18 protein-coding genes and 1 pseudogene are annotated in these 15,080 nt (G+C 36.9%); 14 read left to right on the top strand and 5 right to left on the bottom strand.

Annotated features, from left to right (window positions below; genetic code table 11):
- Positions 1 to 55: 55 nt before the first annotated feature.
- From rpmH to MLC44_RS10435, 8 genes and pseudogenes are all read left to right on the top strand, one after another.
- Positions 56 to 190, top strand: a complete 135-nt coding sequence (gene rpmH / locus MLC44_RS10470) for a 50S ribosomal protein L34 (protein ID WP_013327469.1) — start codon at positions 56 to 58, stop codon at positions 188 to 190.
- Positions 178 to 516 carry a ribonuclease P protein component gene (gene rnpA / locus MLC44_RS10465; RefSeq protein WP_418641414.1) on the top strand — a complete coding sequence of 113 codons (339 nt, stop codon included), beginning with the start codon at positions 178 to 180 and terminating at the stop codon, positions 514 to 516. The genes rpmH and rnpA overlap by 13 nt, the downstream gene beginning before the upstream one ends.
- The gene (gene yidD, locus MLC44_RS10460) at positions 497 to 820 is read left to right on the top strand and encodes a membrane protein insertion efficiency factor YidD (protein WP_151899779.1); all 324 of its coding nucleotides are present in this window, start codon (positions 497 to 499) and stop codon (positions 818 to 820) included. Before rnpA ends, yidD begins: the two co-directional genes overlap by 20 nt.
- A gap of 3 nt (positions 821 to 823) precedes the next feature.
- Complete coding sequence (yidC, locus tag MLC44_RS10455) at positions 824 to 2,434, top strand: membrane protein insertase YidC (protein WP_346389873.1); 1,611 nt, start codon at positions 824 to 826, stop codon at positions 2,432 to 2,434.
- A pseudogene (locus tag MLC44_RS10450) lies at positions 2,434 to 3,305 on the top strand (Jag N-terminal domain-containing protein). Before yidC ends, MLC44_RS10450 begins: the two are co-directional and overlap by 1 nt.
- 3 nt (positions 3,306 to 3,308) lie before the next feature.
- The gene (gene mnmE, locus MLC44_RS10445) at positions 3,309 to 4,646 is read left to right on the top strand and encodes a tRNA uridine-5-carboxymethylaminomethyl(34) synthesis GTPase MnmE (protein WP_434657241.1); all 1,338 of its coding nucleotides are present in this window, start codon (positions 3,309 to 3,311) and stop codon (positions 4,644 to 4,646) included.
- A 2-nt stretch (positions 4,647 to 4,648) separates the two neighbouring features.
- A complete protein-coding gene (gene ruvX / locus MLC44_RS10440) occupies positions 4,649 to 5,056 on the top strand; it encodes a Holliday junction resolvase RuvX (RefSeq protein ID WP_346389876.1) in 408 nt (135 codons plus the stop codon).
- Positions 5,057 to 5,188: 132 nt separating this feature from the next.
- Positions 5,189 to 7,642: a bifunctional diguanylate cyclase/phosphodiesterase gene (locus MLC44_RS10435; RefSeq protein WP_434657237.1), complete on the top strand. Its 2,454-nt coding sequence runs from the start codon at positions 5,189 to 5,191 to the stop codon at positions 7,640 to 7,642.
- Here MLC44_RS10435 and MLC44_RS10430 read toward each other — a convergent pair.
- From MLC44_RS10430 to MLC44_RS10420, 3 genes are read right to left on the bottom strand one after another with little or no spacing between them, the layout of a single operon-like run.
- Positions 7,626 to 8,363: a hypothetical protein gene (locus MLC44_RS10430; RefSeq protein ID WP_151899785.1), complete on the bottom strand. Its 738-nt coding sequence runs from the start codon at positions 8,361 to 8,363 to the stop codon at positions 7,626 to 7,628. The genes MLC44_RS10435 and MLC44_RS10430 overlap by 17 nt on opposite strands.
- The gene (locus tag MLC44_RS10425; RefSeq protein WP_434657233.1) at positions 8,354 to 8,830 is read right to left on the bottom strand and encodes a hypothetical protein; all 477 of its coding nucleotides are present in this window, start codon (positions 8,828 to 8,830) and stop codon (positions 8,354 to 8,356) included. The genes MLC44_RS10430 and MLC44_RS10425 overlap by 10 nt, the downstream gene beginning before the upstream one ends.
- On the bottom strand, positions 8,827 to 9,000 hold the full coding sequence (locus MLC44_RS10420) for a hypothetical protein (RefSeq protein ID WP_434657231.1): 174 nt from the start codon (positions 8,998 to 9,000) through the stop codon (positions 8,827 to 8,829). The genes MLC44_RS10425 and MLC44_RS10420 overlap by 4 nt, the downstream gene beginning before the upstream one ends.
- Positions 9,001 to 9,156: 156 nt before the next feature.
- On the opposite strand from MLC44_RS10420, the gene ilvC reads away from it, so the two are divergent.
- Complete coding sequence (ilvC, locus tag MLC44_RS10415; protein WP_151899787.1) at positions 9,157 to 10,179, top strand: ketol-acid reductoisomerase; 1,023 nt, start codon at positions 9,157 to 9,159, stop codon at positions 10,177 to 10,179.
- A 40-nt stretch (positions 10,180 to 10,219) separates the two neighbouring features.
- On the opposite strand, the gene MLC44_RS10410 is transcribed toward ilvC, so the two are convergent.
- Positions 10,220 to 10,948, bottom strand: coding sequence for an EAL domain-containing protein (locus MLC44_RS10410; RefSeq protein WP_151899788.1), 729 nt, complete (start codon positions 10,946 to 10,948; stop codon positions 10,220 to 10,222).
- Position 10,949: 1 nt separating this feature from the next.
- Complete coding sequence (locus MLC44_RS10405) at positions 10,950 to 11,111, bottom strand: hypothetical protein (RefSeq protein ID WP_434657228.1); 162 nt, start codon at positions 11,109 to 11,111, stop codon at positions 10,950 to 10,952.
- A gap of 136 nt (positions 11,112 to 11,247) precedes the next feature.
- Here MLC44_RS10405 and bioD point away from each other — a divergent pair, with 136 nt between their 5' ends.
- Genes bioD through MLC44_RS10380 form a run of 5 tightly spaced genes read left to right on the top strand, consistent with a single transcriptional unit; the run spans position 11,248 to position 15,033 of the window.
- Positions 11,248 to 11,895, top strand: coding sequence for a dethiobiotin synthase (gene bioD / locus MLC44_RS10400; RefSeq protein ID WP_418640581.1), 648 nt, complete (start codon positions 11,248 to 11,250; stop codon positions 11,893 to 11,895).
- A 21-nt stretch (positions 11,896 to 11,916) separates the two neighbouring features.
- Complete coding sequence (locus MLC44_RS10395) at positions 11,917 to 12,786, top strand: aspartate carbamoyltransferase catalytic subunit (RefSeq protein ID WP_346389881.1); 870 nt, start codon at positions 11,917 to 11,919, stop codon at positions 12,784 to 12,786.
- Positions 12,783 to 13,721 carry an aminodeoxychorismate synthase component I gene (locus MLC44_RS10390; protein WP_434657226.1) on the top strand — a complete coding sequence of 313 codons (939 nt, stop codon included), beginning with the start codon at positions 12,783 to 12,785 and terminating at the stop codon, positions 13,719 to 13,721. Before MLC44_RS10395 ends, MLC44_RS10390 begins: the two co-directional genes overlap by 4 nt.
- On the top strand, positions 13,718 to 14,023 hold the full coding sequence (locus MLC44_RS10385) for a hypothetical protein (protein WP_434657224.1): 306 nt from the start codon (positions 13,718 to 13,720) through the stop codon (positions 14,021 to 14,023). Before MLC44_RS10390 ends, MLC44_RS10385 begins: the two co-directional genes overlap by 4 nt.
- Positions 14,020 to 15,033, top strand: coding sequence for a sensor histidine kinase (locus tag MLC44_RS10380; RefSeq protein WP_434657221.1), 1,014 nt, complete (start codon positions 14,020 to 14,022; stop codon positions 15,031 to 15,033). Before MLC44_RS10385 ends, MLC44_RS10380 begins: the two co-directional genes overlap by 4 nt.
- The last annotated feature ends 47 nt before the right edge of the window (positions 15,034 to 15,080 follow it).

The raw sequence follows: 15,080 nt of genomic DNA, 5'->3' as shown, positions 1-15,080 counted from the left end.
CTTTAAGTAAAGTTTTTGTAAACTTCCGAACTTAAATCAGATAAGGATATGTCGAATGAAAAGAACATACCAGCCACACAATACACCTAGAAAGCGAACACACGGTTTTAGAGCCAGAATGGCTACTAAAAATGGTCGTAACATCATTAATCGTCGTCGTGCCAAAGGTCGTAAAAAATTGACAGTATAGGCGGATTCAACACACTGAAACTCCATAAAGAGTTTCAATATGTTTACAACAAAGGAAAAAACCAACATTCTCAGAGTGTTGTCCTCTTTTTCCTTCCTCAACCAGGAGTACGCAAAGTAGGTTTTACCGCCACCAAAAAACTTGGCAATGCGGTAAAGCGTAATCGGGCGAAGCGCCGTCTTCGTGCGCTTTTTTGTGAGTACTCCTATTCACTAAAAGATGGTATCTATGTATTTGTTGCAAAAGCGGCAATCTTTGACGCACCATTTGAAAAACTCACCAATGATTTCCATAAAGTATTAACCCGTGCGAAAACTTTTACTTAAGCTTTTATGGCTCTATCAGAAATTTTTTACACTTATCGGCTATGGATCATGCCGCTATTATCCTACATGTAGCGAATATGCACGTATAAATTTCGAAAATAATTCAATTTCAAGTGCTTTTTACCACTCTTTTACTAGAATACTACGTTGCAATCAATTTTTTGACGGCGGAATAGAGTATCCACTCCTGGACAAACTCTCTTTAGAGCCCGCTAAACTTGAGATTGATACTGTAAAATATTGGTTGGTTCCAAATAAAAAAAACCGCTATTACATCATAAAAAATTTTTTATATAAAGGGTAATTTGTGTTAGACAAAATGTCACCAAACCAAAGACTGATAGTCGCCGTACTATTGTCAATAATTTTTTTCGTAGGCTATACTGCGATATTTCCGCCAAAAGAACAAAAGGTAGCAGAGAATGCTAAAACAGAAAATGCTGCGTCTTTAACAGATACACAGAACAAAGATGTTGCATCACGAGTAGAAGAGGCGTCAGGACATGCTGTATCTGAATTGGAAAAAGCAGATAAAAGCATATCCAATACCATCGTTACAATTACAAACAAGAATTTTATCTTAAAAATTGACACGCTCGGACGTATCTCTTCAAAAGAGTTGCTTGAAGAAAAGTTCAGAAATGATGATAATCTGCATGCGCAGGTTATTCCGGAATTTGGAACGAAACCGCTTTATATCCGTTTCAGTGATGATGCTGTTAATGATGAAGCTACAAAAGTGGCATATAGTGCAAATGTAAGCAGTGTAGAGCTATCCGACAAGCCGGTTACTGTTACGCTGACACAAAAGTTGTCAAATCTTACCGTTACAAAAGTACTGACATTTTATGCAGATGGGCATTATGATGCAAAAATATCTACATCGCAGGATGTCAGACATTATGTTTATCTGGGAGACAGACCGCAGGTTTCCAAAAAGCTTATGGCAGTTGCCGGTGCACTCATCTATACAGATGATGATGTTGTGCATATTATTGAAGACGGTGATGCCGAGGGCAGAAAAGTATTTCAGGGTGTAAAACTTGCATCATCATTTGACCAGTATACTGCGATTATACTGTACGGATTTAAAAAAGATACGAATGTTATTGTTGAGCGCGGAAAAGATGACAACCCGGTTGTCTACTTTGAAGCAGGCAAAGAAGAGAACATACACGGATATATCGGACCAAAAGAGCATAAAGTCCTTAAAGCGATTGATCCGATGCTGACAAATGCTATAGAGTACGGCTGGTTTACTTTTGCTGCCAAACCTCTTTTTGCACTGCTTTCCTGGTTACACGGAATTTTTGGAAACTGGGGATGGGCTATTATTGCATTGACGGCAATTATCAGAATTGTACTTTATCCTTTGACATACAAAGGTATGGTTTCTATGCAAAAAATGAAAGAACTGGCACCGAAACTCAAAGAGCTCAAAGAAAAGTACAAAAAAGATCCGCAACGTCTCAATGCGGCTACGATGGAGATGTATAAAAAACACGGTGCCAACCCATTGGGCGGATGTCTCCCTATGATATTGCAGATTCCTGTGTTTTTCGCGCTTTACAGAACACTTTTGAATGCTGTTGAACTGCAGGGTGCGCCATGGATTCTGTGGATTAACGATCTGTCTCGTATGGATCCGTACTATGTGCTGCCGATTTTAATGGGTGCGTCTATGTTTTTACAGCAACGTATGACACCAAACAACTTTACAGACCCTATGCAGGAAAAAGTATTCAAATATCTTCCTGTCATATTTACATTTTTCTTTGTAACTTTTCCTTCGGGATTGGTGCTGTACTGGTTTACAAACAACCTGTTCTCAATTGCACAGCAGTATATTGTAAATCAGCAGTTCAAAAATGCCAAAGATGCAAAAGCGGCAATTGAAAAAAGCAGTGAGAAAAAATAATGATTAAGATTGAGGCAGTAACCCTGGAAGGTGCATTCAAAGATGCAGCCACTGCACTGGACTGCTCTGTAACGCAGCTGGCTGTTGAAGTTGTACAGGCTCCAAGCAGTGGCTTTTTAGGCTTTTTTAAAAAGAAAGCCATAATAGTTGCAACAATAAAAAATGAGATTTCCAAAGAAGAAAAAGAACCGCAAAAGACTCCTCAAAAGGCTCCGGAAATTTTGCCGGATACAAATGATGATATACAACAGCACACAATGCTCAACGATACAATTATGCCTACGTCATTTGTAAGTGATCAGGATGAAGATGAACTCGAAGAAGATTTGGCGAGCGGGCTTGCATATACAGCAGACTATGATGATGAATATGATGACATAGCAATAGAAGAAGTGAGCGATACTCCAAATATAGAAACAATTGTTACAGAGGTTGAAAAAGACATTAACCAACTTTTGCTCTTATCTGTTTTGACATAGAAAAAGTTGAAGTTTCAGCCTATGACAAAGAAACACTGTTGGTTGAGTTTAAGGGTGAAGATGCAGCACTTCTTATAGGAAAAGAGGGCTATAGATACAAGGCTCTCTCTTATATGCTGTTTAATTGGATTAATACAAAATATGGTTTGCAAATACGTCTTGAGATAGCAGAGTTTTTAAAAAACCAGGAAGAGTCGGTTGGGAGATACCTAACAAATGTTTATGAAAATATTGACAGAGACGGACGGGCACAGACAAAAATACTTGACGGTGTACTGGTACAAATTGCACTCAAAGAGTTGCGTGAACGGTATCCGGACAAATACGTAGTTATCCGTTCTACAAAAGACGGTCTGAAATACATAATCATTAATGATTATCACAACAACTAGACTATGAATGAAACTATAGCTGCCATTGCAACAGCAAATGGCATTGGCTCTATTGCTATTATTCGTCTGAGTGGTGAAAAAGCTCTGACAATAGCAAAACAGCTTACATGTAAAGAAAATTTCATCCCCAGACATGCCACACTCACAAATATTTACAATAATGAAAATGAGCTTATTGATGAAGCGATAGTTATTTACTTTCAGGGACCATACTCTTTTACTGCTGAGGATGTTGTAGAGATACAGTGTCACGGCGGTTTTATAGTTGCACAGAGTATTCTCAGAGCAACACTCAAAGCAGGGGCACGTCTTGCCAATGCCGGTGAATTTTCAAAACGGGCTTTTCTAAACGGAAGAATTGACTTGAGTGAAGCAGAAGCCATAGCACAGCTTATAGAAGCCAAAAGTGAAGATGCGGCAAAAATTTTGGCTTCTCAGATGAAAGGTTCTTTGAAAGAATTTATAGAGCAGGTCAGAGATGAGATTATTCATATTCTGGCATACAGTGAGGTTACTATAGATTATGCAGAAGAAGACTTGCCTCAGGATTTGGTAGCACAGATAGAGTCAAAACTTGAGGAACTCTATGCACTGCTCGAAAAAACCCTTATTGCTTCAAAGTCAAGAGAGGGATTGATGCAAGGGTTTAAGGTGGCTATTATCGGAAAGCCAAATGTTGGTAAAAGTTCACTCTTGAATGCCCTGCTTAATTATAACCGTGCGATAGTCAGTGATATAGCCGGCACAACACGGGATACAATAGAAGAACAGGTCAGAATAGGCACACATCTTATACGGATTGTAGATACTGCCGGTATTCGTGAATCAAACGATGAAATAGAGCGTATTGGAATACAGCGTAGCCTTGAGGCAATCCGTGAAAGTGATATTGTTATAGCTTTGTTTGATGCTTCGCGCGTTGCAGATGCACAAGACAAAGAAATAGTAAAACTTATTGCCTCAAACAAAGAAAAAAAAGAGATACTTGTTGTTAAAAATAAAATAGACCTGGAAGAAAAATTTGACTTGCCGGGTTTGGCTTTTGATTTGGCATTGAATTCCAAGAGTGATGTGACGGCTTTGGTTAAAAAGCTTGAAGAAATTATGGACTCAAACAATGTAAGTGATGAGATTATGCTTATCTCTGAGCGTCAAATTTCTGCAGTTGAAGCGACAATGCAAAATATACAAGAGGCTTTTGAGCCGCTCAAGGATCAGGAATTGGAAATATTTTCTTTTCATCTCAATGAAGCTGTAAAGGCAATGGCAGGCATTACCCGTCCGTTTGAAAATGATGAAATGCTTGATAAAATGTTCGGCTCTTTTTGTCTGGGTAAATAGTTTTGAAATATATTGCAATAGATTTGGGGCTCAAACGTATCGGATTGGCATATTCAGCACATAAAGAGATCGTTACACCTCTTCCCGCCATTATAAGAAAAAACCGCAACCAGGCTTCACTGGAAGTAAAAAAAGCCATAAAAGAGTGGGAAGCTGATGCGGTTGTCATAGGCATTCCTCTGGGCGGAAGCAGTGAAGATGAGATGCGCAGACGTATTGAACATTTTATGAATCTGGTTGCTTTTGAGGGAGAAATCTTTTATCAGGATGAAGCCGGCAGCTCACTTGAAGCGGAGCAGATGATGAAAGGTAAAATAAAATATATCCGCGATGGTCGAGTGGACTCACTTTCAGCAATGATTATTTTACAAAGATTTTTACAACTTAAAGGCACCTCTAAAAACCCCTGAGATATATTAACATTCACAGCAATATTCCTACTGCTTTGCTATGGTATCAATGATATTAAAGCTTCAGTTTACTACAATATAACTATGTTAAATAAAACTATAACGTTTCAAAATATATCAGAATTAAAAAAAATGAAGCCTTTTGCTTCAGACTCTAAAACACTTATACAAATATTTTGTGCAAATAATAATCTTCAAGAGATAAAAGAGATACAAAACTATTTTGCAACAACTTATCCCCAGACTACGATTATCGGGACAACAACAGATGGTGCCTTGCACAATACAGATATTTATATTGCATCAAAGCATGTTGTAACCTTTACGAAATTTGAAAAGACAGAGTTGAAGGCTATCCTTGTCGAGCATACCGATTCTACACAAATGAGCTATATCTGCGGTAAAAAATTATTAAGAAAAATTCTGCGTCCCAATACAAAAGCACTCATCAGTTTTGCTGACGGACTCCACACAAACGGGGAAGAGTTCCTAAAGGGCATTAACAGTATTAATCCAAACATCGTAGTTTCAGGCGGGTTGGCCGGTGACAACGGAGAACTCAAAAAAACTTTTGTATTTAACAATAAGCATATTACTGAGAATGGAGCAGTCGGTGTTACTTTGAATTCTGATGCATTGAATGTTTTTACACACTACAGTTTTGACTGGACACCTATAGGCAAGAAGCTTACAATTACAAAAGCAGTTAAAAACAGAGTATATGAAATAGACGGTATAAGCGCCGTAGATATGTATGCAAAATATATGGGCAAAGAACTGGCTCAAAATCTTCCTAAAATCGGTATAGAATTTCCACTTATATTTGAAAAAGACGGGGTGAACATAGGCAGGGCAGTACTGTTTAAACACGAAGACGGTTCGTTGACCTTTGCCGGCAATCTTGACGAGGGTGAGAAAGTCCGTTTTGGTGTAGGCAATGTTGATAATCTGCTAAAAAGCGGTGAATATCAGCTGGATAAAATATTTGACAGACTTCAGTTTCAACCCGAAGCCGTATTTGTTTACTCCTGTATGGCAAGAAGACGTTTTATGGAAAAATATATAGAGTATGAATTAGAAGGACTCTCTACGCTTGGCGACATAAGTGGTTTTTTTACTTATGGAGAATTTTTTTCTAATCAGAAAAGTGATTTGCTTAATGAATCCATTACTCTGCTTGGTCTAAGCGAAAGCAATAAAACACTCGAGAGTGTTCACAGAAAAAGTGTTATACACAAAAAAGATTTCGCAGTGAGTACAGAATATGCCCTTGCAAACCTTGCAAACAGCGTATCGCAGGAGTTGGCTGAGTTAAATGCCGAACTTGAAAAAAGAGTGCAAAGAAGTGCGGAGTTTATCTACAAACAGGCATATTTTGATAAATTGACAGAGATGCCAAACAGATTGAGTCTGCTTGACAGGATAGATGAGTGTGTGGGTGAAACAGTTTTTTTGGTAAATATTGATGATTTTACTACTATAAATGATTTTTACGGGCATGCGGTAGGCGATACTGTGTTGGTGAAAATGTCGCAATATTTACATGAATTTACAAAACGTGAGGGAATGGAGTTATTTAAGTTACCTTCGGATGAGTTTGCTATTATTTCAAATAAAGAACAAACCTATACTGTTATTGAAAATACCATTCAACAGCTTATAAGTACTATAGAACAAAAAGAGTTTTTGGTAAAAGATCAGGTTATTCATGTTTCGGTGACTGTTTCAGCAGCATATATCAATGAGAAAAAAACCGGTCTGGCTAATGCCGATATGGTGCTTAAAGCTGCGAAAAAAGCGCACAAACCCTATTTGATTTTCAATAAATCTTTAGAACTTGCAAAAAAATATGAGTCAAATCTGCAAATGGCAAATGAGATTAAAAGAGCGATAGAGAATGATGACATTATTCCGTACTATCAGCCTATTTTTAGTATAAAAACAGGAAAAATTGAAAAATATGAAGCACTTGTACGCCTGAGAAAAGCTGATGGAAAAATTCTTTCTCCCTATTTTTTTCTTGAAATCAGTGAAAAAATAAGGCTCTACCCTCGAATAACCGAAATTATGATAGAAAAAACATTTTCTTTTTTTGCCGGCAACGGTTTGGACTTTAGCATCAATCTCTCTTTCAGTGACATATTCAGCGAAAAAATGCGAAATTTTCTTTTTGAAAAAATCAAAGAGTATAATATTGCAAAGCAGTTAACAATAGAAATTCTGGAAACACAGGAGTATACGAACGAAAATATCGTAAACGATTTTACAAAAGAAGTCTATGCATCAGGCGCATCCATTGCCATTGATGATTTTGGAAGCGGATTTGCCAATTTTCAATATATGACAAGTATTTCATGTGATTATATGAAAATAGACGGTTCGCTGATTAAAAATATTCATCAGGATCAAAATTCGCGCTTGATTGTCGAAACAATTGTGGTATTTGCAAAAAAACTTGGGAAAAAAGTCATAGCAGAGTTTGTGCACTCTGCCGAGGTGTTGGATGTTGTCAGAGAAATTGGTATAGAATATGCGCAAGGGTATTACCTTGGCGAACCACAGGAAAAGCTTATTGAGCCATTATGAAAAGATTATTGCTTGGATGGGTTATTTCGCTGAAACGTTCTTTTAATTCTCTGTCAAAAGTCAAAATAAAGACATTTGTATTTTTTAATCCGGCATCTTGAAAATTCTGCAGTAAAACATCATCTGCCACATTTTTTCCATGATCACACTTCATAAAATTAAATGAGTTGAGTGTTTTGCCGTAATCATATAAATTTGCCTCCCATTCCGCTCGTTTAAGATAGAGGGAATCAGGGTTTGCTGCTAAAAAAATATTGGTATCAGAAATTTTGTAAGGCTCGATAATATCATTGAAAATCGAGGCAATACTTGAAAAATTTTCTATATCCCAAAAAAGATAACTTTGTTTGGCCTGTGATTTTTGTTTTTTGTTGATAAGTTTGAGCCTTTTTGTAATATTGAAACTTGAATGTGCCGTGTCGTTGATAATTTGAATACGCTTTTTTAACTGTTGGGCGTCATTTGTGGGAAAACCCAGAATTTCACCCAGGTTTATATAAAAATCCAGGTTCAGCAGCTCTTTTTCTGCGCCGCCTTTTTGATACTTTTTTAATTTTGCCAGCTTTGCATCACAAAACAGAAGGTTTATGCTCATTTTTTCATGATTCGCATAGGCCTGTTTTGTTTTAAAAAAAATATCTTTCGCTTCAGGAGTATCGGGGAACTCTATTGATCCTCTGTATTTATACTCTATAGTAATTTTTTGTTTGTTTAAAGACATTTGAAATACTCAGCTGCTTCTTTTTCATCGTCAGTAAGTTTCTCTGTTGTATATAAAGGATCTTCGCTCATTAATTTTTTAATCTCATTTTGACAGTAGGAAAAAAGAATTTTTGCATGTGTGTTATCATCCAAAAAACCCAGTCCGCTGAATTTATACGGATCTTCCTGTTCTATGCACAGCAGTGTTCCCTCACACTCTTTTTCAAGGATATCAACAAGCGTTCTGTAGTTTATGTCAAATTCTGTTGCATTCCAGCCTATCTCTTCAAGTGTTTCATCGGCAAATTTGTCAACACCGTCGCCTGTTGTATCATCATAGGAGGCACGGGGTGTATTCACTCTAATCAACTCCTGCCAATTGGAAAATGCTTTTATAAGCACCTGCTGTTCATTTTCGGTGATTTGATAATTGTTACCAAATATTTCTGCAAGAGAAGGTGTTTTTGCCGATGAGAGTGCATTCATCGGCAGAGGTGTATGCCTGCCCTGATAATGAGGATTTCTGTTTCGTCAAAAGGCGCATATTTTATTGCTCCGTCTATATTGATGCCGTACTCTTTTGCAGAGTTTATTGCTTTAAGCAGTTCCGATTTATCAACTCTAACAACTTCATTAAAAAGGTTGAATTTTTTCATTTTTTCTCCAAATTTTTTCATATTATACAGAGTATGAGATTAACTCAGATAATTTAACAGAAGTTATAAGCTTAGTCTAATAAAAGTTTTACCATATATAGAGTATAATGCGACAAATTTTTCAAGGGATATACCCATGAAGCTCAAGGAAATGTAATGGCATTAAATGTTTACTATGATAAAGATTGTGATATTAATATAATCAGAAGCAAAAAAGTTGCAATGATAGGATTTGGTTCTCAGGGGCACGCACACGCTGAAAACCTTAGAGACAGCGGTGTAGATGTTGTTGTCGGTCTTCGTAAAGGCGGCGCAAGCTGGGCAAAAGCCGAGGCAAAAGGATTTGAGGTCTTAACAGTTGCTGAAGCTACTGCAAAAGCAGATGTTGTTATGATTCTTCTTCCTGATGAAGATCAGGCAAGAATTTACAAAGAAGAGATTGAACCAAATTTAAAAGCGGGCGATACGATCGCTTTTGGTCATGGTTTTAACATTCACTACAAGAGTATTATTCCTGCTGCAGATATTAATGTTACTATGATTGCACCAAAGGCTCCGGGACATACCGTACGTTCTGAATTTGTACGCGGCGGTGGTATTCCGGATCTTATTGCTATTGAAAATGATCCTTCAGGAACTACAAAAGAGTTGGCACTCTCTTACGCTTCTGCAATCGGTGGCGGGCGTACTGCGATTATTGAAACAACTTTCAAAGATGAAACAGAAACTGACCTTTTTGGAGAGCAGGCTGTGCTTTGCGGCGGTGTTACTTCTTTGGTTCAAGCCGGTTTTGAAACATTGACAGAAGCCGGATATGCTCCTGAAATGGCTTACTTTGAGTGTCTTCACGAACTCAAGCTTATCGTTGACCTGATGTTTGAGGGCGGAATCGCTGATATGAGATACTCTATCTCAAACACTGCTGAGTATGGTGACTATGTTTCTGGCAAACGTGTTATCAACAAAGAATCAAAAGAGGCAATGAAAGAGATTCTCAAAGAGATTCAAGACGGCAGATTTGCAAAAGACTTTATACTTGAAGGTCAGGCAGGGTATCCTCGTATGAATGCAGAAAGAGCAAATGCCCGTGCTTCATTGATTGAACAGACTGGTGTAAAGTTACGTGAAATGATGCCTTGGATTTCAGCAAATAAAATTGTCAACCAAGATACAAACTAATTTTATTCTCAGCACTTGCCATTTGGCAGTGTGCTGATGATCATCTGCATATATTTTCATCATTTTTCCAAATATTTATAAACTTCTCTTTAAAAAGATACCCCTGTATATAGTCAACACCCATCTCTTGTGCTATTTTTAAATCATTGCTGTTTTCAATACCTTCCAAAATCGTTTTTTTGGATGAGATTTTTGCATAGTTGACAACACCTTTCATCACTTCTATATATGCGGGATGCTGTTTGATTCTCTTTAAAACATCTATATCCAGTTTAATAACATCCGCTCTGCATAACAGAGAGGTAAAATAGATACTGTTTGGTTTGGCAAAGTCATCATAGGCATAGGATATTTCATATTCATTCATCCAGTCCATAAAATTTTCAACATCCTGAGCATTTTCTTCATCAGAATTTTCTATAATTTCCACAACAACATTATCGGTATTTTGGAAAAAGTCGATCCAAAAAGCAACATGATGATCACTGATAGCGACATCAGGGTCAAGATTTAAAAATAATTTTTTGCCGGGAGGCTGATGGTGCAACTGAAATTTTTTCAAAACAGTTTCAACATAAAAAAAGAGTTCAATATTTTGATGGATACTCTTAAAAAATTCATAAGGAGATATGATAGTATTTCCGTATTTAAATCGGCTTAATGCCTCATAGGCAAATATTTCCATATTTTTTAACTCAATTATCGGCTCATAACAGACGCCATACCCTTCATTCGCTATAATAGAACCGATATATTCTTTTATCTTCATGCTATACAAGAGACTTTGTGAGTGTATAAATTTTATTTTTTGAAAGATATGGATATCTCATAGAAAGTATTTTAACAATAGGACAAATGAGTTTAACACTTTTGTCATAAGCAGATTGCTGCAGCAGGGCCTGTATTTTTGATTTTAGTATTGTATCTGACATAAGAATCCTTTTTAATGATAATAAGTATCAATTTTTGAAATTGTAGCATGCTCTTTCTTAAGCATATATTAATATCGATAGTGGTTATCAATATAGTTTGGTTTTCTATGATATAATTTGAAAAAAGGAAATAGATTTGGCAAAACGTATTTTTGTAACAGCCACCAATACCGATATAGGCAAAACATATACTACAAAACTTTTATTGGAGTCATTTGCTTCACGAGGTTTGCGTGTAGGTGTGATGAAACCGATAGAAACAGGTGTTGTTGATGGTTTTTATCCTGATGGAAGTGAACTTTTGACATTGGTGCAAAAATTAAATCCGGAGTTTTTGGGTTTACATGTAGAAGATATAGTTCCTGTATCATATGAACTTCCTGCCGCTCCTTTTGTCGCATCAGGCGGTACGGCACTTGATAAGAGCAGATTACATGTAACTGTGCAAAAGCTTGAGAAACTGTGTGATGTATTGATAATCGAAGGGGCGGGCGGATTATATGTGCCTGTGGATGAAAAGTATATGATTATTGACCTGATAGCAGAGTTTGAAGCACCCGCACTCCTGGTAACACACTGCTCTTTGGGCTGCATTAATGATACTCTGTTGAGTAAAAAAGCTTTGGAAGATAAAAATATTGCGCATGTAGTTGGATTTAACTGCCGGGATCAAGAGGCTGGTTTTGATAAAATCAGTCGGCCTTATTTTGACAAAAGCGGATTTGGTGTGTTGAAAATTCAAGAGGATATTGACACTATAAGCCAACTCCTGTATAATTTGTAAATTATATAATTTAGGATAAAAATGCAGCATTTAATACGTACTGATGATTTTACAAAAGAAGAGATACAAAGGTTGTTGGCAGATGCAAAAAAATTCAGTGACGGCCGTTTTGAAAGAATTTTAGAAGACAAGATTATTATTACACTTTTTTTTGAAAATTCGACACGAACAAAAAGTTCGTTTGAAATAGCCGCAAAAAGACTCGGTGCTGAAATAGTGCATCTTGATGTTGCAAAAAGTTCTACAAAAAAAGGTGAAACACTTGTAGATACGGCAATGAATCTTGATGCTATGGGACCACATGCCATCATAGTCCGTCATGAAAATGCGGGTGTGCCCCAGATTCTTTCAAAGCATACCAAGGCTAGCATTGTCAATGCCGGCGACGGTGCCCATGCCCATCCTTCTCAGGCGCTTTTGGATTTGTATACACTCAAGGAGCACTTTGGCTCACTTGAAGGAAAAAAAATCGCTATTGTCGGAGATATTAAAAACTCCCGTGTTGCAAACTCAAATATAGAACTTTTAACACGTTTTGGAATGGAGGTGATTTTGGTGGCACCACCGCATTTTCTGCCAAAAACCCGTCTAAGAACAACTCATTATTTGTCAGAGATTATTGACGAGGTGGATGCTATTATGAGTCTTCGTACACAGACAGAGCGACACTCTTCGCAAAGTTACGCTTCGTTAAAAGACTATGCAAGCGATTTTTGTATAACGGAGGAACTCATTGGAGACAGAGAGATTATACTCCTGCACCCGGGACCAGTTCATCGAAATATCGATATCAGTGATGCAATGCTCGAAGATAAGCGTTGCAAGGTCTTGGAGCAGGTGAGTAACGGGGTTAATATACGAATGGCTATACTCAAAAAACTGATTGCATGAGTTTTGAGAAAATAAATGTTTTGGCAAAACAGAAAAAGCCGTTTTTGTTTATAAGTGACTTTAAAGGGGAAGATGTTGAGGTAATTCTTCTTGAAGACCTGGAAAAAGAAGATATAGAGTTTTGTATTAACGAAAAATACAGTTTCAAAAAACATTTGCATATTCTTCAGACTGATCCCATAAAATTTTCAGAGTATAAAAAAAAATTTGATGCTGTTATTGAAAAGATTAAATCAGGTGAGACCTATATCCTCAATCTTACCCAACAAACACCTGTAAAAACAGACCTTACTTTAAAAGAGATGTTCAGGGTGGCAAATGCGCATTATAAACTGCGTTATAAAGATGAGTTTCTCTGCTTTTCTCCTGAAAAATTTATACAGATTGCTGACAATACGATTCATACCTTTCCTATGAAAGGCACTATTGATGCTACCAAAGTCAATGCCGAGAAAAAAATATTAGCCGATGAAAAAGAGATGGCTGAGCATATTATGATAGTAGATTTGCTCAGAAATGATCTTTCCATGGTCGCTTCTGATGTTACAGTAGAGAGATTTCGTTATATACAGACAATAGAAGCCGGAGAGAAGAAACTTTTACAGATAAGCTCCCATATACGCGGTTCTTTACATGTAAACTGGCAGGAAGAACTCGGTACAATATTGCAAACACTTCTTCCGGCGGGGAGTATAAGCGGTGCACCCAAAAAAAGTACCGTCAATATTATTGAAGATATTGAAGGCTATGCCCGCGGATTTTTCAGTGGAGTATTTGGTGTGTTTGACGGGAACAGCCTGGACAGCGGTGTGATGATACGTTTTATACAAAAGAGTGCCAAGGGGTACTTCTATAAAAGCGGCGGTGGAATTACTTTGGACAGTGATGTACAAAGTGAGTATAAAGAACTGCAGGATAAGATATATTTACCATGAAAAACAAATTGTTAGAGAACTTTTTTACCAGTGGCTGGGATTTTAAAGAAGATGAAAGTGAATTAAAAAATAAATTTCAAATGGTGAATATTGTTTTTTTACTCTCTTTTGCCGGATTGATTTTTGGGATCAGTGCAAATATTCTCAGAGCAACGCCGGCGCTTATTCCTGTAGAAACTGTTTTATTGTTAAGTGCTGTTGGACTCATGTTGGCTTTACGTATCAATAAAAAGTATTTTAAAGTCATATCTTTTTTGATGACTCTGCAGTACAGTATACTGTTTTTACTCTGGTTTATATGAGCAAGCCTGAAGAATTAAAACATATATGGATTTTTACCTACCCTATTATTCTTCTCTACTTTGGAAGTGACAGGTATGTGTTTTTTTGGGTTGCGGCAATGGTGTTTTTCTTGCTCATTGCACCGCTACAGCCTTTTGTACATGTATCGTATTCTCTGTTTCAGGTGACGTATATCTCTTTTGTGCTTATTCTTGTAAGTATCATTATCTATTTTTATCAAAAGCGTATGAATGAAGCGGCAAGTTTAATCATTGAACAGAAAAATATGCTCAAAAAGCAGCTGGATGAACTGACGAAAAAAGATAAAATATTGTCTGTACAGTCCAAACAGGCGGTTATGGGCGAGATGATAAGCATGATAGCCCACCAATGGCGTCAGCCTCTTTCAACTGTCACCCTCAATATATCAAATTTACAGATAAAACGCCTGTTGGGAAAAGAGATCAGAGAAAAAGAATATGAAACCGCTTTTGAAGAGATAAACAATACTATTGCCTACCTTTCGGCCACGATTGATGATTTTCAAACCTATTTTCATCCCAAAAAAGAGATAAACTCCATAGAGATAAACGAGTTGATACAAAAAGCGATTAATTTTACTAAACCGAGACTCAAAGAAACATATATAAAAATTTTATATATGCAAAAAAACAGTGCAGTTATCAATACATATACCAATGAACTTATTCAGGTACTGTTGAATATTTTAAATAACGCCGTTGATGAACTGATTGCAAGAGAGATTAAAGATCCGAAAATAATTATTCGTGTACAGAACCGGGGAGATGCCTTGCAGTTAGAAATTGAAGATAATGCGGGAGGGATAAAAAAAGAGCATATTGATTCTATTTTTGAACCTTATTTCAGTACAAAAGGCAAGAATGGAACAGGACTTGGCCTTTACATGTCACAAATGATAATGCAAAAACAGTTTCATACAACAATAGAGGTTGAGAGTGAAAAAAACAGTACTGTATTTCATTTTACAGTACCAAAGAAACTAGCTTAATTTTAGATTGATTGGGTTATAATAGATGAATGGCACCTTTACTGCCA

This window comes from Sulfurimonas sp. NW9 (assembly GCF_051132275.1).
GTDB classification, from domain to species: Bacteria; Campylobacterota; Campylobacteria; order Campylobacterales; family Sulfurimonadaceae; genus Sulfurimonas; species Sulfurimonas hydrogeniphila.
This window is presented reverse-complemented; position numbering and strand designations above follow the sequence as displayed.